The sequence below is a fragment of the Labrys monachus genome, from assembly GCF_030814655.1.
GTDB lineage: Bacteria > Pseudomonadota > Alphaproteobacteria > Rhizobiales > Labraceae > Labrys > Labrys monacha.
Genome location: NZ_JAUSVK010000001.1, coordinates 2,203,126 through 2,223,777, shown reverse-complemented (window position 1 = coordinate 2,223,777; position 20,652 = coordinate 2,203,126). Strand labels below are relative to the sequence as shown.

At 63.1% G+C, this 20,652-nt stretch carries 20 protein-coding genes; 10 read left to right on the top strand and 10 right to left on the bottom strand.

The annotated features are described in order from the left end of the window. Positions 1–164 precede the first annotated feature (164 nt). From J3R73_RS10070 to J3R73_RS10055, 4 genes are all read right to left on the bottom strand, one after another. On the bottom strand, positions 165–1,532 hold the full coding sequence (locus J3R73_RS10070) for a hypothetical protein (protein WP_307425825.1): 1,368 nt from the start codon (positions 1,530–1,532) through the stop codon (positions 165–167). Then, on the bottom strand, positions 1,522–2,280 hold the full coding sequence (locus tag J3R73_RS10065) for a hypothetical protein (RefSeq protein ID WP_307425822.1): 759 nt from the start codon (positions 2,278–2,280) through the stop codon (positions 1,522–1,524). The genes J3R73_RS10070 and J3R73_RS10065 overlap by 11 nt, the downstream gene beginning before the upstream one ends. Further along, positions 2,280–2,837 (bottom strand): hypothetical protein, encoded by a 558-nt coding sequence (locus J3R73_RS10060; RefSeq protein WP_307425819.1) that lies wholly within the window; start codon positions 2,835–2,837, stop codon positions 2,280–2,282. Before J3R73_RS10060 ends, J3R73_RS10065 begins: the two co-directional genes overlap by 1 nt. Before the next feature lie 900 nt (positions 2,838–3,737). Beyond that, the gene (locus J3R73_RS10055; protein ID WP_307425816.1) at positions 3,738–4,004 is read right to left on the bottom strand and encodes a hypothetical protein; all 267 of its coding nucleotides are present in this window, start codon (positions 4,002–4,004) and stop codon (positions 3,738–3,740) included. A 139-nt stretch (positions 4,005–4,143) separates the two neighbouring features. On the opposite strand from J3R73_RS10055, the gene J3R73_RS10050 reads away from it, so the two are divergent. Continuing rightward, positions 4,144–4,398 carry a hypothetical protein gene (locus J3R73_RS10050; RefSeq protein ID WP_307425813.1) on the top strand — a complete coding sequence of 85 codons (255 nt, stop codon included), beginning with the start codon at positions 4,144–4,146 and terminating at the stop codon, positions 4,396–4,398. Positions 4,399–4,682: 284 nt separating this feature from the next. Continuing rightward, positions 4,683–5,399, top strand: a complete 717-nt coding sequence (locus J3R73_RS10045) for an AbiU2 domain-containing protein (RefSeq protein WP_307425810.1) — start codon at positions 4,683–4,685, stop codon at positions 5,397–5,399. 576 nt (positions 5,400–5,975) lie between these two features. Here J3R73_RS10045 and J3R73_RS10040 read toward each other — a convergent pair. The 4 genes from J3R73_RS10040 to J3R73_RS10025 all read right to left on the bottom strand — a co-directional run bounded on the left by J3R73_RS10040 (position 5,976) and on the right by J3R73_RS10025 (position 11,202). Beyond that, the gene (locus J3R73_RS10040) at positions 5,976–6,551 is read right to left on the bottom strand and encodes a recombinase family protein (RefSeq protein WP_307425807.1); all 576 of its coding nucleotides are present in this window, start codon (positions 6,549–6,551) and stop codon (positions 5,976–5,978) included. Positions 6,552–6,674: 123 nt separating this feature from the next. Then, on the bottom strand, positions 6,675–7,373 hold the full coding sequence (locus J3R73_RS10035) for a hypothetical protein (RefSeq protein ID WP_307425804.1): 699 nt from the start codon (positions 7,371–7,373) through the stop codon (positions 6,675–6,677). Between the two features lie 195 nt (positions 7,374–7,568). After that, a complete protein-coding gene (locus J3R73_RS10030) occupies positions 7,569–8,168 on the bottom strand; it encodes a trypsin-like peptidase domain-containing protein (protein ID WP_307425801.1) in 600 nt (199 codons plus the stop codon). 2,464 nt (positions 8,169–10,632) lie between these two features. Beyond that, positions 10,633–11,202 carry a TetR/AcrR family transcriptional regulator gene (locus J3R73_RS10025; RefSeq protein ID WP_307425798.1) on the bottom strand — a complete coding sequence of 190 codons (570 nt, stop codon included), beginning with the start codon at positions 11,200–11,202 and terminating at the stop codon, positions 10,633–10,635. 100 nt (positions 11,203–11,302) lie between these two features. Here J3R73_RS10025 and J3R73_RS10020 point away from each other — a divergent pair, with 100 nt between their 5' ends. The 3 genes from J3R73_RS10020 (at position 11,303) to J3R73_RS10010 (ending at position 13,008) form a co-directional block, all read left to right on the top strand. Continuing rightward, a complete protein-coding gene (locus J3R73_RS10020) occupies positions 11,303–11,686 on the top strand; it encodes a DUF4267 domain-containing protein (protein WP_307425795.1) in 384 nt (127 codons plus the stop codon). 39 nt (positions 11,687–11,725) lie between these two features. Further along, the gene (locus J3R73_RS10015; protein ID WP_307425792.1) at positions 11,726–12,163 is read left to right on the top strand and encodes an ester cyclase; all 438 of its coding nucleotides are present in this window, start codon (positions 11,726–11,728) and stop codon (positions 12,161–12,163) included. Between the two features lie 317 nt (positions 12,164–12,480). Further along, entirely contained in the window at positions 12,481–13,008 is a 528-nt protein-coding gene (locus tag J3R73_RS10010; RefSeq protein WP_307425789.1) for a hypothetical protein, read from the top strand. A gap of 158 nt (positions 13,009–13,166) precedes the next feature. Here the strand turns inward: J3R73_RS10010 and ltrA are convergent, their stop codons facing one another. Together ltrA and J3R73_RS10000 are read right to left on the bottom strand one after the other, a co-directional pair. Next, positions 13,167–14,534 (bottom strand): group II intron reverse transcriptase/maturase, encoded by a 1,368-nt coding sequence (gene ltrA, locus J3R73_RS10005; protein ID WP_307424710.1) that lies wholly within the window; start codon positions 14,532–14,534, stop codon positions 13,167–13,169. A gap of 496 nt (positions 14,535–15,030) precedes the next feature. Next, positions 15,031–15,483: an NUDIX hydrolase gene (locus tag J3R73_RS10000; protein ID WP_307425787.1), complete on the bottom strand. Its 453-nt coding sequence runs from the start codon at positions 15,481–15,483 to the stop codon at positions 15,031–15,033. 618 nt (positions 15,484–16,101) lie between these two features. Between J3R73_RS10000 and J3R73_RS09995 the strand changes: the two genes are divergently transcribed. From J3R73_RS09995 to J3R73_RS09975, 5 genes are all read left to right on the top strand, one after another. Beyond that, the gene (locus J3R73_RS09995) at positions 16,102–16,869 is read left to right on the top strand and encodes a glucose 1-dehydrogenase (RefSeq protein WP_307425784.1); all 768 of its coding nucleotides are present in this window, start codon (positions 16,102–16,104) and stop codon (positions 16,867–16,869) included. Between the two features lie 163 nt (positions 16,870–17,032). Continuing rightward, positions 17,033–18,664, top strand: coding sequence for a SulP family inorganic anion transporter (locus tag J3R73_RS09990; RefSeq protein WP_307425781.1), 1,632 nt, complete (start codon positions 17,033–17,035; stop codon positions 18,662–18,664). Then, positions 18,664–19,302, top strand: a complete 639-nt coding sequence (locus J3R73_RS09985; protein WP_307425778.1) for a ParB-like protein — start codon at positions 18,664–18,666, stop codon at positions 19,300–19,302. The genes J3R73_RS09990 and J3R73_RS09985 overlap by 1 nt, the downstream gene beginning before the upstream one ends. A gap of 90 nt (positions 19,303–19,392) precedes the next feature. Beyond that, positions 19,393–20,097 (top strand): SDR family NAD(P)-dependent oxidoreductase, encoded by a 705-nt coding sequence (locus J3R73_RS09980; RefSeq protein WP_307425775.1) that lies wholly within the window; start codon positions 19,393–19,395, stop codon positions 20,095–20,097. 11 nt (positions 20,098–20,108) lie between these two features. Next, the gene (locus J3R73_RS09975; protein ID WP_307425771.1) at positions 20,109–20,648 is read left to right on the top strand and encodes a 2,4'-dihydroxyacetophenone dioxygenase family protein; all 540 of its coding nucleotides are present in this window, start codon (positions 20,109–20,111) and stop codon (positions 20,646–20,648) included. Positions 20,649–20,652 lie beyond the last annotated feature (4 nt).

Sequence of the window (20,652 nt, the reverse complement as noted above, 5' to 3'; positions counted from 1 at the left end):
GCGCAAAGAGGCCCGATGGCGCACTCTAAGCTTGGGGAAGCTAGGCGCTCACTGTGGTCCGGCGATGTGTGATTGAGGAGTGCGGGTTTATCTCTTCATCCGGGTTTCCTGTTTGGTGACACTGGGAGGAGAGGAGGAGCTAGTAGCCTTTATGTGGGCCGTAACTAGCGCCGATATAGTTTTGTGGTGGTCGGCAGGCGGAAGCCGGTAAAGTCCCGCGCCGCTTCCTCCATTGCCTTTCGCGCCGTGGCGGCCTTCGATGCTGCGACCATTAAGCCGTCATGCATCGGCAGCGCCGTAACGCCCTGATCGACAAGGCGAAGTAGCGTCGCCACCATAATCTCGCTTTCTGTGAACATGAGGCTCAACCCGACGCCGGCCTCAAACATGTGGGCGACCGAATGATGTGCGGCGAGAATGGCCTCGCGGACCTCGCTGGCCGATGCCCCACGTGGGAAAAGCTGCTTGGCGCCTCTCGGGAACTTGGTGAGTGGCGTGGTCCGGAAGAGCATCGCGTTAACGACCTTCTTGAGACCGTCCCGGAATTTGGTGCCGCGCCACACGCCTGCATAGAGATCTCCAGCCGCTGGGGATGGAAGCCCAGCTCGGAGGTAGGCCAGGCGAAGAAACATACTGCGGAAATCAAGGTCCGCGATGGGCTCACCGTCAATGCGGATATGGTGCCGCTGCGACGATGGCAGTTCTTGCCACCACCCACCGAACAGCCGGCCGCAAAGGTCAAAGCGCGGCTTGTCTTCGCCTTCCGGAAGCTTGAAGTACCTGCAAAGCTCTCGCTGGGCAAAGACCCCCATGCGGGCTGGGAGGTCCGCTTCTAGACCAAGTTGGGCTCCGGCGAGATGGCGATTGATCCGCAATAGCTCTGCTCGATATCGACGGCTACTCTCGGTATCTTCGGTGTAATCGACCAGTTTCCCTTCCCTATCGTGGTCGCTTTGGTCCTCTTCCGCCTCCTCATACCGGTGCCGAATGCTTCTGCTAAGACGGATGAGTTCGCGACCCTCCACCCTTCCGAAGTGCTCGGGCAGGGCGGTGAATGACCCCTTTTTCGTCTCCCACTTGAAAGCGGTAACCCGGGTTTCGATCGTACTCGCTATCTGCCGTTGGGTTGATCGCCGCACTACGAGATATAGGCCGGTGCTTGCCAACTGCTCTACGACTTGCGGAAGACTACTCAGCCCTTGCGCGTCATATCGTGTGTGCTTTTGCCTGTAAGACCGCAGGCTGATAGCCACTGCGGGCGGACTGGCCCCGAGAGCGGCGGCATAGGCAAGATTAACGTAAATTGCCCGAAAGATACGTTCGAAGCTCGCGGCATCGCGGGCCTTTTGTTTCCGCTTCCGTTGCGACGGGTAACGCATTCCGTAAGTGGCACGGAGGTTCGATATGACCCCGTCAACACTGTCGGAGCTTGTTACCAACCACGGGTCAAACATCAGGCGCTGCCGCTCTACCTTTGCGTCCTCGCCTCGGCCCCCTAGGCCGCTCACGGGTTTGCTCTCGCTATCGTCCACGGGTTGCCCCTTGTGCTGCCTGGCGGGGCTTAGAGGCCGCCCTAGGCCCTTCCCGCGAGGTCTCCGCCATGACCACTACGGCCGCTACGCAGCCCGCCCCGACCCACTCGCACGCCTTCTCGATCATTTGTCCGAGGTGCCGAATGGCCAGCCCCGCAGACCTGGGGTACCGCTCATAGCCGTAGTCCGTGTGGTACCCCGAGGCGAGCCGATGGGCCGCCTTGCCTATCTGGGTCTGCCGGAATACCTCGCGGTCACCGCCTGGGCCTACAGAGTCATCCGTGATGGTGGCGCAAACGGTGAGGTAGACCAAGAGGAGCCTATCGGCTGGGACCCCGGCATCCCGCATACGCGCCAGTGCAGCCCGCGCCTTGTCCGCCGCCGGCATGACCATGATGTCGCTCATACGCTGCACAGGCCCGGCCCGCTGCATGATGCCGTCCAGTGCGCTCTTGGCCGCAAGGAGCCCCTTGTCGGCCTTGTGGTCCCGGATGTACCGCAGGGCGGCCCGCTTGTAGGGAAGCAACTCGGCGGCCCTGTAGGTGCCCTTGTAGTAGCTGCCGTGACGATTGTGGTACTGGGCATGGTAGCGGCAGATGAAGGTCGATAGCCCCTTCCTCGCCGCCGCCTGCGGGAGCCGCTTGCATCCCCAGACAGTGCAGCAGGCCGCTGCGCCTTCGGCCCGCTTCGCGACGAGAGCCTTGACCCTCGCCCGGTCCCCAAGCCACTTCTGATGACTCTTGGCCATCACGGCTCCTTATCCACGGCATCACGGCGTAGTTTGTCAGTGTCCACCTTGGCCCACGGGTTTTCCCGCAGCTTCAGGTCTTCAAGGGTGGGCTCACGGACACCGCGGCGCCTACGGCTGGCAGCCGAGCGGAGCCGCTTCAGTAGTGCAGCGCCTTCGCTTCCCGGCTCCGGGACCTCCGCCGTCACCCTGATGCCCTTCGACTGCATCAGTTCCCACAGCACCCGGCACTCATCGCGATGGGTGTCCGGCTTGGACCGGAAGCCCTCCTTGGCGGCATCTTCAAGGCGTCCTAACGAGAACATTTCGGCTATGGGCGCCATAGGAACCACGATGTGCACCACGGCGCCGGCTGGGCTGTCCCCAATGAGGGCAGTGAGGAAGTGGAGACAGGCGAGGTATAGCGTATAGCCACCGTCCTGGGTGTACTCATTGATCGTGGGGAGGGCCGTAGCGTCTGCCGGCTGTACCTGCCACGCGATAAAGACCTTAGGCGAGAACTTGGCATTCGGCTGTTCTGCACTGCCTGCCATCCCCACTACTATGGTGTTGTCCAACGGTGCCCCCTTGGCGACAGCAAGGGGTACCTCCCCCTGTTGGGGTGTAGGTATGGGCACCTATTTGGGAACAATCAAGCCCATCAAGTACAGTAAACGCAAAAATACTTCCGATTTTATTATCACACCCGAATATCCCTAGTGAGGACATTTGTTCGAATGGGTATGAACAGTGGGGATCAATAGCGATTTTTAAGCTTCATAAGTGGGCCATAGATGGAATTAAAACATACTAATGGTGGGCCATAATCTACCTGCCTCACTTATCCACAGGCCGTCCGGCGCCAAATCCTTCTGCGCTGCAATGACTTAGAGGACAAATGGAGGCCGCCTGTGGATAACTCCTACGGCGTGTTGGGCACCTGTCGGGCGCAACGCGGGCAAAGCCATCTACCGCCACCCTCCTCACAACCGCACAGAGCCCACAAGCCCCTTCTCGCCCGCAGGCACATCCAGGCCTCGACAGCGAGAGTAGCCGTCAGTGAGTCTCTGCGGGCTTTCGGGGACTATTCTAGTGAGGCGCAGCGCCGTCCCCCCGGCGCCGACGGCTCGCTTTACACATGGCCGGCTTCGCGAGTGAGTTTAGGAAATAACCATCGCCATGCCATACGATTCCCCCTCGCCCCGCTTCACCGGGTGAGAGGATCGGAGGCGAGATGGACCCCACAATTCACATTCTCATTGTAGGCATCTTCGAGGCTACCGCCTCAGGCTTGCTTGGCGTGGTGGCTGTGACTTTCATAGCCGCACTTCTCATCATCCTGGCCACGCGGGGCAGCCGGCCGCGCAAGGAATGACAGCCAAGCCGGCTGCATGTCCAAACGTCCGGACCCGCCCGCGGCAACTCCACGGTATCGGACGCGGCCCCGGGTCCCTCCCCCGAGCGGGAGCGATTGCCCCTCAGTCCTCGCTCCGCCTGTCCGCCCGGCTCAACCGCTCATAGAACAGGTCCCGAGCGTAGGCCTTCGAGACCTTAACCGTGATAGCCGCGACCTCCTCCGTGAGCGCCGCGAGGTCGGCCTCAAGGCTGCCATTGAGGACGATGAGCGCCATAACAGCGGCCCGAGCATCCCCGCCGCAGTCCGCGATGGCCTGCTCTGTGGCAGCCACAAGCTCATCTTGCGAGAGGTCAACGCCGCGCAGGCTTTCGGAAAGGGGTCTCGACATCAGGGCCTCCGCATCTCGGGATACGGAAGGCTACCTAGGGTCGCCCGTGAAGGCGAGTCTTTTGTTCTCTTCTTGTTCTCGCCTGTAGTTTGCGGCAAGATCCGCCGGGGGTGGCGCCTCGGGACCGGAGGATGGCCCAATGGCAAACATCACGTACTATGTCGTCGTGCCCTTTGAGCAGAATGAGGAGGGCGACATCGTCATGCTGGACCCCGTGGAGGCCCGCAGCGCCGACTCTGCCCGCTCTCGGGTTCGGCTGCTTGCGGGGGCCGGCAGGGGTGGCGTTGCGTTCTCGCGGATGGGCGACCCGGAGCTTGGGGACTTCAAGGACGGGGAGATTCTTGAAGCCCTGGGAAGCCTGCCGGCGAACCTGGATGAGTATCTGTCCGGATAATGCCAGCCATTAAATAGGTGGCCTCCGCTGGCTTGGCGCGAGGCCCCATCACCCTCGGCGGCTAACTCGGATAGGATTAGTCTCGCTAACCCCTCGCTGCTGCCACGCGACATCTCATGCGTCGTCCTTGTTCGCCCCTGATAACGAACTGTAAGCATTCCGCCGCTGGCTTCCCACTCTCCGGTATGCCTCCCGTCGGCGGTGGTTACTTTCTGCCAGTCTTTCGGCGGGGTTCGCGATTTGCTCATGAATTACCAAGAAGCCCTCTGTAAGGATTTGCGGCAATGACCACGCCGAAGACCCCAGCGCCGCAGCCAAAACCGGCCGAAATCATCGAAAGACTGGACATCTACAAAGTACGACTCGTCCGAGAAGCTGTTAGCGCCCTTGCGTTATTCGAAGTCTGGGACGGGCTGAATGAGGACACTACCCGCCGCCGCGCAGTAAAGGCTTCGCCGGTCCATAAGGCAATAGATGTGATGTGGCGAGCGACGATGGACACTCTTATCCTAACGCTGGTCCGATCGCTCGAAGGGTTCCGCGGGTCAGTCCACGCTACTCACAAGGTTTCGTTTCAGGTTGTCCGCAAGCTGCTGGATGAGCCGGGCGTTCTTGATCTGCTCGTAGATCGCGCCAAGCACAACGCAGGACCGGCGCCCGCAAGGGCGAAGGGACAAGCCGTTTTGGAAGCCGCAGCCCGCTTGCGCAGCAACGTAGATCGGTTGGCTTCTGAAAGCCCCAGCCGCATCAGGCGCCTTCAGGAAATCCGCCACCGGTATCTCGCCCACCAGCTACACGTTACCGACCCGCTTGACCCGCCCGAGTACGAGAGCATTGGTGAGATAGCCAATGAGGTCTTGTCCCTCGCCGAACATACGACGCGGATCCTAGAGCCCACGGCTATCGAGTGGCCGCGGGGCGAACTGGCCGCGGCGACTGCCCGGCTTATCAAGGTGATTGCCGAGCGCTTTCCCACTGCGGCGCATGTGTCGGGGGATTAGCGGCCCGCCCCGTAGAAAGGTGGCTGTATCGATGCCGTGTCAAAGACAACGCAATAGGCGCCGCTTCGGAGTGAGGAGGCCGCTCGCGTCCCTAGCTGCCCGGGCGCGAGTCGGGAAGCCCCCAGCCCTGGGGGGCTCTCTCGAATCATCCACCATGCTCTCTGTCCCGCTCAACGTTTTCTGTTGCTACGAACTGCGGGCGAAGATGGACCCAACCCTGCACGTGCAGATCGGCCTGAACGGGTTTGAGGTCTCTGCCTCGGGCTGGCTCGGCGTTGGGGGAGCGATCTTCCTTGTCGCCCTCGTGGTCCTTATGGCCGCCTGGACGAGACGCAATCCGCGGCAGGGCCGCCCGCGAAGGCCTCGCCGCAGAGAGCGCCTATGCGCCTCCCGCTGCGCCGGCACCGTTGGACCTCGACGGCAGGAAAGCCTGCCAGTGACTCTCTGAGGCCACGCTAGGGGCATTCCGGCGGAGACGGGAGACGCGTCCTTGCCGCAGGACCCGCGGGACCCACTTCGCCGCACTCGAAGTCAGCGCCGGGCCCCTCCCCGCACCGCAGGCCCCCGCATAGCTCTTCAGGCCTGCGATGATGCGGCCACATCCTCGATAGCCCGGTAGACGCTCCCCCGGCCGATCCCCAAGGCCTTCGCGATCTCCGTAGGGGTCTTCCCCTCGGCATGCATCTTCCGGACATCCTCAGCCTTCGCCCGCGCGGTGGGCTTGCGGCCCTTGTAGACCCCTTCCGCCTTGGCCTTGGCGATCCCCTCGCGCTGCCGCTCAAGCATCATCTCGCGCTCGAACTGAGCGAACCCTGCGAAGATGCTGAGGATGAGCCGGCCGGTAGCGCTCTTGGTGTCCACCGTCTCGCCGCCGAGGTTGAGGACCCGCAGGCCCACGCCCTTGCCGTCCAGTTCCTTCACGATGTCCCAGAGGCCGACCGTAGAGCGGGCCAGACGGTCCACCTTGGTGACAACCAGCGTGTCCCCTTCCCGGGCGAACGCAATGGCCTGCGCGAGTTGCTCCCGGCTGGCGACGGATGAGACGTGTTCGGAAAAGACCCTCTCGCATCCGATGGCTTTGAGGTCCCGCTGCTGGGCCTCAAGCCCCGCCGCCTGTTCCGTGGTCGATGTCCTGGCGTAGCCGATAAGCATGTTCTCAACCTCCCAAGTGTCCAATAGGATCGAGGGATGATGAGTCGGGCCGTCCAGAATGTCAAGCCCCATCCTAATGGACGCGATTGAGGATGGAAGCGGACACGTCCACACGGGCAGGGTCTAATGGGCGCGGCCGCTGTCCCCCGACTGCTCGCTAACAGCTTCTCCGGCCTTAGCCACCAATTCGTAGAAGGCTGCCGACAACTCGAAGCCGTCTTCTTTGGCAAAGAAGTCCACGTCCTTTTTCGGCGTTAGAAAACCCCGGCGACTCAGTTCGTTCAGCCCCTCAGCCAAGATGCCGTCATCGCGAAGGTCTGCGACTAGCTCCGGCCCTTTGACGGCGGCGACGGATACCCACCTTGGGTTCGCAGAGGGCACCACGTAACTGGCGATATGAGCAATCAGCCTAAGTTCGTTCTTCGAGATGCCTTCAAGTCGTCCTGCCATTCGACTGAAATTCGCCGCCTCCGGGCTTTCCTCGCCCACCTCCCCCACGATGAACGCCGCCAGCACTTCAAGCGTATGCTCGTACTCGCCCTGCATGACGGCCTCGAAGAACCTGTAAGCCATCGGGACGAGTTCCGCGTGTTTCTCAGCGGAGAGAAGCGCCACCTCGCCCTTCCGGAGCCGGTCCGCTAGAATCCGCTCCCCGCGCTTCACGAACTTGCCGATGGCGAATGTGAACGCTGCCGCCGCAACGGCGGCTGTCACGGGAAACCACGTTGCGGCAACCGCAGCGCCAATGCCCGCGGCCAGGGCGGCTACGTCCGCGGCGCCTTCGGTCGGGCTCGGCGGGTCATGTTCGGTGCTGTCCGACATCGTTTTTTCCGTGCTGAAAACCGGGCCACCCCAGAGGGGGGAAGTGCCTGCGCCGTTGGCACGTGATGGGGTCTCACATGGGTGACCCCTGGGTAGTTCGGGTGTCACCCCGAATTATCGAGGTGGGGCAAACACCGGGCCGCGTACATGGTCCCAGCAGCTTCTTAGCTTTGCATCGCCGACAAGATGCTGTCGCTACGTGCCCAAGCGATTAACTAGTTCACCGCCACCCCACTCAAGTCGGCACGTATCGCGAGACACTCCACCGGCGATGCCAGCGGTATCCGCCGCAATCGCCCCGCTCTCGACGAATTCCCAAAGGAAGCGCTGGGCCACAACACCGTGCCCATCTCGCGCTTCGACAACCAACAGCATCGCGGGGGCGATCAAAGAAGCATAAGAAATGTGGCCTGTCTCCTCGCCGTCCAGCTTCATCGAGGAGCAAACGACGCCCCTGACTAATCCGTCCTCGCCAAGCACCGGACCGCCGCTCATGCCGCCATCATACCGCGCCGACGTGCGAAAGCACGGGAAGTTCAAGCTGTGGCGATCTCGCGTCGGTACGTGTAATTCCTCAATAATACCTCTCGATGCTGCGAAGTTCTGATGGACCTGATGGAGTTGCTCATCTCCACCCCAGGTCATTGCATGGTAGCCCAAAGCGAAGCATGTCTCGCCGACCCGAGGTAGACCGAGGCCGAGCTTGTTTGCTGGCATCCGTATCGGCTTCCCATTTCGCTGATCGATAGGGAGGCAAAGCTGCACCGCCGCGATGTCTAAATCGCCAGCGAACATGGAGCGCTTAACTGGGAGAAGCCCCCCCCCACGAGGTCCGATTGGCCCGGGTCTTTAGGAGGTTTGATATAAAGCGCGAAGAGGTTTCCGTCTTCTGCCGTTAAGTCTCGACGTTCGCCGAATGCTCGCGGAAAGGCCTCTTCTACGACATGCCGAACTGTCAGGCAAAGGCCCTGATTTGTAATTGCAAAACACGTTCCCACGCCTCTCTTCCGCTCTCCGTCCATGTGGAAGAGAGGCATGACAGCCATCTGCACCGGGCTGAAAGCCGAGACCGGGGTAAAATCGCCGGTGCAGAAGTCAACCAACTGAGTTTCGATCACGTTGTCCGGTTCTCCCGCTGCTCGGTGAGGCACACCGTTACGAACATCGCAGCCGGAGCGGCAAGGAGGTCGTCATCTCCACAAGGCGCTGACGCCGCGTGTAGACATCTTACGCGAGCGCCCCGCACTGAGTCGAGGCTTGCCAACTGTGTAACAGGTATGGCATACATCCACACGAACGAACCTTAAATTTCCCTTTAATATCAACGCAAAGCAGCTTCTGCGGCGCAATCCTCTTCTGGGCACCAGTTTCAAAAAGGCTCGACGCGGCTGATGGCCCGTCGGGCCTTTTGCTTTTGGGGGACCTTCCCGCCGATAGCGGGGGCCGTTCTTCGTGACGCAATGGGGGCAGTTCCGGCTGGCGCGTGACACGCGCCCCTTGGGGGCCGGCACCTCGCGTCTCCCGGGTGCGCGGACGTCCCGTCCGCTCTGGAAACGCTGCGCTCGAAGGTTGAGACGTGGCGCTTGGGGGTCGGCATCTCTCCCGGGAGCGCGGGCGTCCCGCCCATATGCGCTAACTTTGCCGACAATAGCGCGATTTTCCTTCTCCCATGCGGGACTTCGCATTTCCCGCGGAAATGCTGGGGGTGGCGCGAAGCACCGGATGAGGGTCTGGACTTGTGCAATTCCAGCGCGACTATTGAGCTATCTGCGTTGACGTTTAGACCCTCATCCCCCTACCGGGACCTTCTCCCGAACCGGGAGAAGGCGGGTATTTCTGTTATGTTAGCGCATATGGGCGTCCCGCCCGCTCTGAAAACGCCGCGCTAGCCGATTGAGACGTTGCACTTGGGGGTCGGCATCTATCCTGGGACCGCGGGCGTCTCGCCCGCTCTGGAAACGCGACGCTCGAAGGTTGAAACGTTGCGCTTGGGGGTGGCAAGAGCGGACGAGACGTCCGCGCTCCCAGGGAAGAACACCAAACCGGCGACAGCGCGGATGTGTCATCCCGGACGCGGTGCGGCACGTAGTGACGCATCGCAGATCGGGATCGCGCGCAGAAGGAACCTCATCCTGCACGCGGTCCCGTGTCTGCACCGCACCCCTGCGGGGTGCCGTGCGCACGGGATGACGGCGGCTCTGCGGACATGCGTCTTCGTCGCCGCGCCCTGAGCGGGCCGGATTATGCACGGGAAGATCGGGGCGACGACGGCTGGTCTGGTGTCAGCCGTGGTGCAGTGTCTCAGTGGTCGTGAGGAATCGTAGCCTGGCATGTTGTGCAAGGCCGCCGTCGCCCCTTTCCCGCCGGGCCAGGCGCGCCAACAGGCAACGCGCCGAGGCCCGGCTCTCTCCCATCGATCCGGATCAAGCCTTCGGCCTGAACCCGGATTGCCGGACGGGAGGCATCGCCGGCTCCGGAGGGCACGGTTCCCTCCCTTGCCAGCCACGCCGGACAGGCCCCGCGCCCTTCACCGCTTCCGGGCCAGGGAAGCCGGTCGGGACGCGCAAAGCCTCACCCACGGAACGGGCGGGACAGGGGCCTTGGCGGACGGCTTATGTCTTCGCCGCACCCCGCCGGCCGGGCAGCCGGGTCCCCGTGCTGCTGCGGCCGCGGACGCTGCGGGCCGGGTTTGCCGGCCGCCGGCGTCCGACAAGGCGATCCGGCCTGGAATGCCCACCCTCCCATCCTTGCGGACGATACGGCAGGCGGCCGGCGCCTCTCCTGTCTCGCGCGGGATCGAGGGCAGGCCCGAGGGCGGCCCGATCCCGGCAAGGTTCCTCATCGAGCCCCGTGTGCAGACCTGACGGCCGGGTGATCGCACACCCGGCGCTACCGGATGTCGGCGGTCCCGGCATCGCGCCTGAAGAAGACGCAATGGGGCGGTCTGCAGCGATCCCTCTTAGCGCCGGCCCCGTCCCGGTTTCCAAGCCAGGACGAAGTTGGACAGGCGCCTCGATGCGGCTGGCACGCCGCAGGCGAACCGGGATCGCCCGGAGTGGGTGGAAGGCACGGGGCGGTATCGCGAACCTTGGCCCCGCCGCGCTTCATTCCCAAGGGAAAGTAGGCCATGGTGGAGCGCGGATGTCAAGGTTTGTGCGTGTTTTGTTCCTGTCGTACATCGCCACCGTAACTTCCGGTCGCCGCCTTCTGCCGCGCCCCTCCTGCCGCCGGCGGTGCCGACGATCCGTCGGGCAAGACGTCAATCGCGGCTGAATTTCCGGACGAGAATGTTCAAGCGAGCCTCGGCGCCCGCCGCCGGGATGCGTTCGGATTGCATGAGCACCACCAGTCCATGCAAGGCGCTCCACAGCACTTCCGCCAGGAAGACCGGTTCCTGCCGGTCCGGCCCGAGCGCGGCGACCATCGCGGCGAAGGCGGCGCGGAGGGCCGGCGGCGTTTCCTCGCTGGCGAATTTGATCCCCGTCGGCAGGACGAACATCGCCTCATAGACGACCGGCCGCGAACGGGCGAAATCGAGATAGGCGGCGCAGACGTTGCGCAGAACGTCCGGAGCGCCCGCGACGTTCGCCATTTCCATTGCCAATCGCGCCGCGAGTTCCTCGAAGCCTCTCATGGCGACGGCGGCCATGATGTCCGCCTTGCCCTTGAAGTGGCTGTAGAGAACCGGCTGGCTGTAATTGATCAGGTCCGCGAGCCGGCGCGTGGTGACGGCGTCCCAACCCTCCGCTTCGGCCAGTTCGCGCGCGGCGGACAGGATGAGCTCGTAGCGCTCTGCGCGTTGGCGCTCTTTGCGTTCGGCAATCGACATCGGCAGATCCTAGCGCGGAACGTTTTTATGTCAACGATAGATTTCCATTGACGAGAAATTCTAGCGTCGCTAGTCTCCCTGCAACTGACAGGAGACTCTCATGATCCAAATCGGATACGTCCTTTCCGGCCTGATCGCGGCCGCAATCCTCTTCCTCGGCGCGCGCTTCTGGTCCGCGCCTGCGGCCGCATCGGCCGCCTTCGGCATCGCCGGTTCACCCCCGCCATCGACCGGGCTCACCGCATGGCTGTCCGTGAAGGGCACGCGCGATATCGCCTCGGGCCTCTTCGTCATCCTGCTGATGACCAATGGTCCGCCGCGCCTGCTCGGCGAATTCATGCTGGTGGCGAGCCTGATCGCCTTCGGCGACATGGCGACGGTCCTCCGTTCGGGCGGAAGCAGGGCCCTCGCCTTCGGCATGCATGGCCTGACGGGGCTGGTCATCGTCGCAACCGGCGCCTGCCTGATCCTCGGCGCCCCGTAACAACCACTCCGAATACTTCATTCCAGGAAGGAACGAGAAATGACGACCCCACTGCCAACCGATCCGAGCAAGCTCGGCTATCTCTTCGCCGAGATCATCTCCGGCCACGACATGTCGCGCCTCGATGACATCATCGCGCCGAACTACGTCAACCATAACCCATTCGCCGAACCCGGCCCGGAAGGCGTCAAGAAGATCTTCGAGGAAATCCTCTCGGGCGTGCCCGACATCAAGGTGACGGCGGAAGACGTCTTCGTCTCGGCCGATGGCTCCCGCGTGGTCGGCCGCTACCGTTACGAGGGCACGCACACCGGTAGGCTCCTCGGCTACGCCGCCACGGACAACGCCTTCGCCATGCGCTCGATCGACATCTGGCGCGTCGAAAACGGACGCTTCGTCGAGCATTGGGACGAACTCAACACCCTCGATGTCTTCATTCAGATGGGCGCCGTGCCGCCCCCTCGCCAACCGTCGTGAGCGCGGGGGCCGCAATGGACTAACGGTGACCGTGTGCTCTATTTGTCCAATTGGCCACGGACTGTAGCCGAATAAGACGCACTGTCATCGTAATTCCAAAAATGTGAATATAAAAGATGGTGTTCGAAAATTGAACAACCTGAAAAGCTACGTGGAGGGTTTATTGGCCGAAAAAATAAGAACGACAATGAGGAAGACGGCAATAAGAATCAAGGAAAGGACCAAAAATCTAATTCTGACGGAAGTAAATCTGATGGAGGTGGCTCAAGAGAGGGCGGCGGTGGCTCGAGCTCCAGCAAAGGTGGATATAATTGAAGATGTCAAATATTAAGATCCCAATTTTGGACATTGCTAAAACTGGCGCATTCGCGTTTGTACACGTAGGAGATAAGCTTGATGATATCGGTGAGAAGCTCGGTCCTCCTCGATATTGGGGGTTTGGATCTGAAGATTTTTTCACTGCGTATATGGGATTTGGCGGCGTTGAGCTATATTTTAGATCGAATAACAATATTGTATATGTCGAACATGGAAATCTCCGTATTTCGAAATTTCGTAATAATATTGCTAAGTTTTCGGCAGATCGAAAAGGAAATACAATTTTTTTTGAATTGCCGGCAGAACGGAAGTATTTGACTTTTGATTTTATATCGAAGATGATGAGAGATGCTGGCATAAATTCTGGTGCTGGAACTAAAGAGGAGGTTTTCTCCGGGACAACCGCGGTGATAAATGTTGGATCTTCGAGGTTTTACTTCTATTTGCCAGATAAAATATTGGAATTTATCGAAATCGGGAATTATGGTGATGGGCGTAGAGTGCACCCCGTAGGCGAGGCACGCTAATTTCTGTGCCAAGTTGTCCCGAAGGATGACCTATGACAGACGATTGAAGCTCAGAACGTTCCGATGGCGTTCAAGATTGCGACGATCAAGCGGTAGAGTCGAGGAAGGGCGCGGTAGCTTGAGCCATTCGGCAACGCCCCGTTTCCCTTCCCCGCTCATCAAACCGGACGTGCGGATTTCCCGCATCCGGCTTTCCGGGTGGCTTCATTGTAAGGCCCACGACGGGACACAGGATGCACGCGTCTGAGCTGGCGCACACCGAGTTCGGCGAAGATGGTGCTTCGCGAGAACGCTGATGTGCCGCTGTTTTGCTCCTTGTGTCGTTTGGCGAGGAAGTGCCTCACGCGGTCAACGACATGATGATCGGCCGCCTGATACGTCAGCGACAGCGAGCCATAGCCGAAGTAGGCCGACCAGCCAGCCAGAAGGCTGTTCAGTCGATCCCGCACGTCGGGCCATGATCCCTTGTTGCCGGGCACCAGCAGATCGCTCACCTTGCCTTTCAACCGTTGCAGGCTCCTGGCGGACGGACTGGCGCCGAGATAAAGGCGGCCATCCTTGCTATGACGATGCGGACCGAACGTGTAGCCGAGGAAGTCGAAGCGCTCGGTTCGAGCTTCCTTCACCGAGGTTTTCGCCTCGTTGATCGTCAGCCCGAGCCTTGTCATCACCGCCTTCGTCCACGCCAGCGCCTCTGCCGCGTGGCCGCGGCTGAGGATGACGAAGTCGTCGGCGTAGTTGACGACATGCGCCCTGAACGCCTCGCCGCAAGCAGCAAGACGCCAGTGCTTCAGGAACCGGTTCATGTAGAGGTTGGCCAGCAACGGGCTGACGACACCACCCTGCGGCGTGCCGAGCCGGTTGCGCTTGCCACCCATCCTGCGCCGGGTTCCATCCTCGCCTTGTTCCTCGACCGGCACTTTGAGCCACATCCGGATCAGATGCAGCACATGCCGGTCACAGGTACGACGAGATACCGACTTCATCAGTTCAGGGTGCGGGATCGTATCGAAGTACTTCGACAAATCCGCATCCACCACATCCGTATACCCTCCAAGCAAGTGCTGGTGCACCTGCCGGATCGCCTCGGCGGCGCCCTGCTGGGGACGATAGCCGTAAGCAGTCCTTTCCAGGTCCGCTTCGAAGATCGGCTCGAGCACAAGCTTGGCGGCGGTCTGAACAACCCGGTCCCGTATCGTCGGGATGCCGAGCGGGCGTTCACCGCCTCCCGGCTTGGGGATGATCACCCGCCGTACAGCCTGCGGCCGATACGTCTTCGAAGCGAGGTCCTTACCCAATGCCGCCAGCCAGTTCTCGACACCGCCCGCCTCGATCTGCGCAAAGCTCATCCCGTCAACACCCGATGCACCCCCATTCTCACGGGCACGCAACCAGGCATGGTGCAGGATGTCTTCACGGTAGATCTTGTCGTACAGTGCATAGAAGCGGAAGGCAGGCTCCGCCTTCGCCTTGCAATACAGCTTTCTTTGAAGAATCCGGATCCGTTCGGGCGTTGCTAGACGCATCGTCAATCGCCTCCACCTCATCTTTGCCGAAAGCACACCACAAGTCAGGGGCCTTCCCTCCACCGGCATTACCCGGTCTCGACAGTACTACGCCCCTGTCCGACTCCCGCCCGATGCCGCTGTCCTGAATGACAGCGTTGAGGACGCGACCCCCGCACCAAACGGGTCTCCCCCGATTACGCCCACCACCTTGCCGGCGTGCCGTGCCCACTACCCCGGTGAACCGGACGGGTGCAGATGTCGATTGCTTCCCCCTCCGCGCGGCCTTCCCCGGTAATCCGGCGGGTCGGCGCTCACATCTCGACTTTCGAGGCCTGCTCAGGCTTTACTCACATTACGGCCCACCGGCTCGCTCAACCGCCCAGGGCGGCCTTTGTCACGAGGCTCCGGCCCGCCCAATTACCCGGACAAGCCGCTCGTCTGCTACCGGATCAATCGACAACTGTCCGGGTGGAATCTTCCTCCACTGGTGATGTACACCGTCGGGGCGCACACATTACCGTGACATCCCCTCCAGCGGGTCGGACGGCTGTTCCGAGGGCTCATCGAGTGCCGCCAGCAATGCGGAAAGGCCCACCTCGTCCACCAGCAGCGCCGCATCGGCGGGCGCAAACCACCGCACCTCGCGTTCGCCCTTTTCGCGCCAGGCCGCCAGGTGACCGGTCACGTCGAAGCGGTACACCTGGACGCGCACCAGATCGAACTGGGTTTCGCGCCGCTTCCAATAGAGAAAATTGCCGACCGGTTCACGTCCGGCCTTGCCGATGAGGCCGGCTTCCTGCTCCGCCTCGATTTCGGCGCTGCGGAAATCCTTGGTATCCTTCATCGGCCAGCCCTTCGGGATGGTCCATCGCCGGGTCTCCCGGGTGGTGACGAGGCAGACCTCCAGCCTCCCATTCTTCCGTCGCAGGGGAAGGGCGGCGACCTGCCGCAATTCGGCGGCCGTCAAGGGCGGCTTCACAGCGGCCTTGCTCATCGAGCTCTTGGCAGACTTGGGCATTCCGTATCGAAACACTCCTTCGGGGTTGAGCGTTCACCCAATAATCCGGGTGGCCGTGGATGCTGTTGCTTCAGAGGAAAAAGCTTGCGGAGACACTGCGGTTCCTTCGCTTCCCAACAAAAGCCGGCAGCGGCACATGTTTGCAAGGCGGGTACTGTACGGAGAGTTCAGGAGCACGGCCGCCGATGGCCTCCAAATCGTCGATCCCACCCATCCCGGCAGTACCATCTGCAATAATATCTTTCTTTTTTCATGACCCGCAAGCGCAGCCACGCGACGAATCCTGTCGCAGGACCGCCAATCGAGGAAATCACCTCTTGGCCAGTCCAAGACAGGCAGCCGGACAGTTATGCCGGGGCGCAGTCGGCCGACTGCGCTGGGCGTCGGGCGCCCGACAAGGCAGGCGAAGTTCCCGCCGCTCCTCGTGCCGCGCTGACAGGGTGGCGGCCGGAAGCGTCGCGGCGAAGGCACACCGCCATCGGTCCGCAGGATGGCGCCGGTCCAAGATTGCACTGGTTCTCGCAGGACCTGCCCGCTAGGTTCGCTCGCCGAACAGGGAAATTGCCGATGCCGACCACTTCATTCGATCTTACAGGCCGCAACGCTCTGGTGACGGGTTCGAGCCGGGGCATCGGCCTCGCGCTCGCCCGCGGCCTCGCCGAAGCCGGCGCCAATGTCATCCTCAACGGCCGCGACGAGGCCAAGCTCGAACAGGCCGCGGAGGCCCTGCGCGCGCAGGGCCATGCTGTCGATACGGCGGCCTTCGACGTCGCGGCCCCGGAGGCGGTCAAGGCCGGTATCGCCGCGGTGGAAGCCCGGCACGGCGGCATCGGCATCCTCATCAACAATGCCGGTATCCAGCATCGCACCCCCTTCGTCGACTTCACCGCCGAAGCCTTCCACAAAGTGCAGGCGACCAATGTCGACGGGGTGTTCTTCGTCGCGCAGGCGGTGGCGCGCGGCATGATCGAGCGCAAGGCTGGCAAGATCATCAATATCTGCTCGGTGATGAGCGAACTGGGGCGGGCGAACATCGTGCCCTACACCGCTGCCAAGGGCGCCGTGAAGATGATGACGAAGGCCCTGTGCGCGGAACTCGCCCGCCACAACATCCAGATCAACGGCATCGGCCCCGGTTACATCGAGACCGAACTCAACGTCGCCCTGATGACCGACGAGAAATTCTCGGCCTGGGTGGAGGCCCGCACGCCGGCCGGCCGATGGGGCAAGGTCGAGGAACTCGTCGGCGCCGCGGTGTTCCTGTCGAGCCCCGCCTCCGATTTCGTCAACGGGCATATTCTCTATGTCGACGGCGGGCTGACGGCGAGCGTCTGAGCGAGTTCCGACCTCGCGGGCGCCGGACCCAGAGAACGGCCCTGCCCTCGCGCTTTTGCAGGCCGCGCCTGCAGAAGCGCGCCCGGTACCGGCCCTTCACAATCCCGCCGCAATCTCCTCCCCTTGATGCGCGATTCAATTTGCCGGCAAAAGGAAGGGCGCCTTGGCGATCCCGCATAGAGACGTCCTGGCGGGCCTTTCCGTTGCCGGCCTCCTTCTCCCGGAGGCTGTCGCCTATTCGACGATCGCCGGTCTCGCGCCGCCCCATGCGATCTTTGCGGCCCTGGCGGGCCTGATCGTCTACGCCCTGCTCGGCCGCAGCAATTACGCGATCACGACGCCGACCTCCTCCTCGGCCGCCATCCTTGCCGCCACGGTCGCGGCGTTCCCGCTTGCCGACCCGGCCAGGAGGGAAGCCGTCGCCTTCGTGGCGGTGATGCTGGCCGGCGGCGTCTTCCTCGTCGCGGCCCTCGCGCGGCTCGGGTCGCTCTCCAGCTTCGTGTCGCGGCCGGTCCTGCGCGGTTTCGCCTTCGGGCTCGCCGCGGTCATCGTGCTCCGGCAGATCCCGACCATCCTCGGCATCCAAGTATCCGCGAGCGACCCGCTCGGCGTCCTCGCGGGCACGCTCCGCCAGGCGGATGCCTGGAACCTCGTCGGCCTCGCCAGCGCCGCCATCGCCCTCGCATTCCTGCTGGCGCTCCGCCGCTTGCCGACCCTGCCGGGTGCCTTCATCGTGCTCGCCGGCGCCATCGCCGCCACCTATGTCGTCGATTTTCCCGGACATGGCGTCGCGACGGTCGGGACGATCGCCATGGATTTCGCCCTGCCCCGCATTCCCCAGCTCGACAGCGAGGAGTGGTCTCTGCTGGTTGAGATGGCGGTGCCGCTCTCCCTCATCCTCTTCGCCGAATCCTGGGGCACCATACGGTCCCTCGCCCTGCGCCATGGGGAGCAGGCCGACGCCAACAGGGAATTGCTGGCGATCGGCGCCGCGAACCTGGTCTCCGGCCTCGTGCGCGGCATGCCGGTCGGCGCCGGCTTCTCGGCCTCCTCGGCCAACGAGGCGGCAGGCGCGACCTCGCGGCTGTCCGGTTTCGTCGCCGCGGTCGGCGTGGCGGTGCTGATCGGCGTCGGCGGCGAGCAGGTCGCCCGTCTTCCGGAGCCGGTGCTGGCCGCCGTGGTGATCGCCGCCCTGCTGCACGGGCTGGATCCGCGGCCGCTGCTGCGCCTGTGGCGGATCGACCGCGATCAATACGTCGCCTGCGGGGCGGCGGCGGCGGTGATGGCGCTCGGCGTCCTCGACGGCATGCTGGTCGCCATCGCCCTGTCGATCGCGGCGGCCCTCCGCCGTCTCGGCGCGCCCCTGGTGGCGGAGCTCGGCGAACTCGGCGATTCCCGCGACTTCGTCGACATCGCCCGGCATCCCGAGGCCCGCCGCCATGACGCGATCGGCATCTTCCGGCCGAGCGAGCCCTTGTTCTTCTTCAACGCGGAGAGCAATCTCGCCCGGGTGCAGGCGCTGTGTGCCGCCAATCCGCAGCTCAAGGCCGCCATCCTCAGCCTGGAGGAAAGTGCCGACATGGACAGTACCGCCCTCGACGCCCTGATCGAATTCGAACATGCCTTCCATGCCGGCGGGCGCACCCTCTATCTGGCGCGCCTGAAGGACGACGCGCGCGCCGGCCTCGTCAAGGCGGGGGCGGCCGCCCTGACCGGTCCCGACCGCTGCTTCTGGAGCGTGTGGGACGCCTATCGCGCCGCGACCTCGGATCTTTCCGCAACAGGCAGGCCGTGATGAAGAACAATCCGTCGAGAGCCAGCGATTATATCGATCCCGTCCTCAAGCCGGTGCCCATCGGCGATCTCAAGCCGACGCAGATCACCGTCGGCATGGGGGAGGTCGCCGAAAAGCGTCGGCGCTGGAAGGCGCAGGCCGCCGACAAAAAGGCGAACTATGTCCGGGAACACATGATTCCCGTCATCCTCGGCCCGGAGAAAACCCACTACATCCTGGACCATCACCATCTCGCCCGGGCGCTGCACGAGGAGAAGGTGAAGCACATCTTCGTCTACGTCGTCTCCGACCTGTCGATGCTGGATCGCGGGGCGTTCTGGTACATGCTGGACAACCGCAATTGGATGCATCCCTTCGACGAGGATGGCAGGCGCCGGGACTACGATGCCATTCCCGAACGGGTGAGCGACCTCGTCGACGACCCCTTCCGCTCGCTGGCCGGCTCGCTGCGGCGGGCCGGTGGCTACGCCAAGGACGAGACCCCCTATACGGAATTCCTCTGGGCCGATTTCCTGCGCCGGCGCATCGCCAGGAAGACGGTGAACGGCGATTTCGAGGAGGCCCTCGACCAGGCCCTGCAGCTGGCCGCCTCGAAGGAGGCGCGATACCTGCCGGGCTGGGCGGGGATCGACCGATGAAGCGGCGGCGATGCTGACGCCGGCACGCATAACCCCAAGCCGCTTGCCGTGCTATGACGCCCGCAATCGACAAGGGGAGGACGAATCGCCATGCGCAGAGCACTCATCACCGGCGGGGCGCGAGGCATCGGCTACGGCGTGGCCTCGGCCATGCTCCAGGCGGGCTATGACGTGACGGTCACCGGCCTCACCGCTGCGGAGGCCGCCGCGGTCCCCGCCCATCCCCACCTTTCCGCCCGGCAGCTCGACGTCACCGATGACGGCGCCGTCGCCGATCTCGTCGGTTCGCTCGACCGGCTCGACGCCCTCGTCAACTGCGCGGGCATGATCATGCGCGACGCGGAATACGAGATCGAGACTTTCCGCAAGGTCGTCGACGTCAACCTCACCGGCACGATGCGGATGTGCCTTGCCGCCCGGCCGAAACTCGCTGCGGCCGGCGGCGGCGCGATCGTCAACACGGCCTCGATGCTCTCCTTTTTCGGCGGCCCGCTGGTGCCCGCCTATTCGGCTTCCAAGGGCGGCGTGGTACAGCTCACCAAGTCGCTGGCCGTCGCCTGGGCCGATGACGGGATCCGCGTCAACGCCATCGCGCCGGGCTGGATCGCCACCGAGCTTACCAAGGGCCTGGTCGAGGACGAGGCGCGTTCGGCGGGCATTCTCGCCCGCACCCCGCTGAAGCGATGGGGCGAGCCTGCCGATATCGGCGAGACCGTCGTCTTCCTGTGCTCGGAGGGAGCCCGCTTCATCACCGGCACGGTGCTGCCCATCGATGGCGGCTATGCCGCAGCCTGAAGGAGAGAAGAATGGCCGATGAATCGCCGATCCGTCCGCAGCTCGACCAGAGCCGGGTGCCCTATCGCCATCCCCAGCCGAAGGAAGCCTTTCCGGAACTCGTCGTCCCCCACGCCATTCCCGAGGACGAGCGCCTCTGGGTGCCGCAGCAGGCCAATGTCTGGTTCCGCCCCCTCTGCCTGTCGGCGAGCCGGGGCTATTGGATGAATCTGCTGCGCGTCCGCAAGTCCGGCGTCCTGTCGCGGCATCGCCATCCGCAGCCGGTGCATGGCTTCGTGCTCAAGGGCAGCTGGCATTATCTCGAACACGACTGGACGGCGACGGAAGGTGCCTATGTCTACGAGGCGCCCGGCGAGACGCATACGCTGGTCGTCGAGCCGGACGTGCCCGAGATGATCACCCTCTTCCAGGTCAACGGTGCGATGATCTATGTCGATCCGGACGGAGCGGTGCTCGGCTATGAGGACGTCTTCACCAAGATCGACCTCTGCCGCAAGCACTACGCCGCCGTCGGCCTCGGCGAGGACCATGTCGAGCACTATATCCGCTGAGCCC

Coding starts and splice junctions, on each gene's coding strand:
- J3R73_RS10065 (WP_307425822.1), bottom strand. CDS start 2,280: ATGGCCAAGAGTCATCAGAAGTGGCTTGGGGACCGGGCGAGGGTCAAG.
- J3R73_RS10055 (WP_307425816.1), bottom strand. CDS start 4,004: ATGTCGAGACCCCTTTCCGAAAGCCTGCGCGGCGTTGACCTCTCGCAA.
- J3R73_RS10050 (WP_307425813.1), top strand. CDS start 4,144: ATGGCAAACATCACGTACTATGTCGTCGTGCCCTTTGAGCAGAATGAG.
- J3R73_RS10045 (WP_307425810.1), top strand. CDS start 4,683: ATGACCACGCCGAAGACCCCAGCGCCGCAGCCAAAACCGGCCGAAATC.
- J3R73_RS10040 (WP_307425807.1), bottom strand. CDS start 6,551: ATGCTTATCGGCTACGCCAGGACATCGACCACGGAACAGGCGGCGGGG.
- J3R73_RS10035 (WP_307425804.1), bottom strand. CDS start 7,373: ATGTCGGACAGCACCGAACATGACCCGCCGAGCCCGACCGAAGGCGCC.
- J3R73_RS10030 (WP_307425801.1), bottom strand. CDS start 8,168: ATGTTCGCTGGCGATTTAGACATCGCGGCGGTGCAGCTTTGCCTCCCT.
- J3R73_RS10025 (WP_307425798.1), bottom strand. CDS start 11,202: ATGTCGATTGCCGAACGCAAAGAGCGCCAACGCGCAGAGCGCTACGAG.
- J3R73_RS10020 (WP_307425795.1), top strand. CDS start 11,303: ATGATCCAAATCGGATACGTCCTTTCCGGCCTGATCGCGGCCGCAATC.
- J3R73_RS10015 (WP_307425792.1), top strand. CDS start 11,726: ATGACGACCCCACTGCCAACCGATCCGAGCAAGCTCGGCTATCTCTTC.
- J3R73_RS10010 (WP_307425789.1), top strand. CDS start 12,481: ATGTCAAATATTAAGATCCCAATTTTGGACATTGCTAAAACTGGCGCA.
- ltrA (WP_307424710.1), bottom strand. CDS start 14,534: ATGCGTCTAGCAACGCCCGAACGGATCCGGATTCTTCAAAGAAAGCTG.
- J3R73_RS09995 (WP_307425784.1), top strand. CDS start 16,102: ATGCCGACCACTTCATTCGATCTTACAGGCCGCAACGCTCTGGTGACG.
- J3R73_RS09985 (WP_307425778.1), top strand. CDS start 18,664: ATGAAGAACAATCCGTCGAGAGCCAGCGATTATATCGATCCCGTCCTC.
- J3R73_RS09980 (WP_307425775.1), top strand. CDS start 19,393: ATGCGCAGAGCACTCATCACCGGCGGGGCGCGAGGCATCGGCTACGGC.
- J3R73_RS09975 (WP_307425771.1), top strand. CDS start 20,109: ATGGCCGATGAATCGCCGATCCGTCCGCAGCTCGACCAGAGCCGGGTG.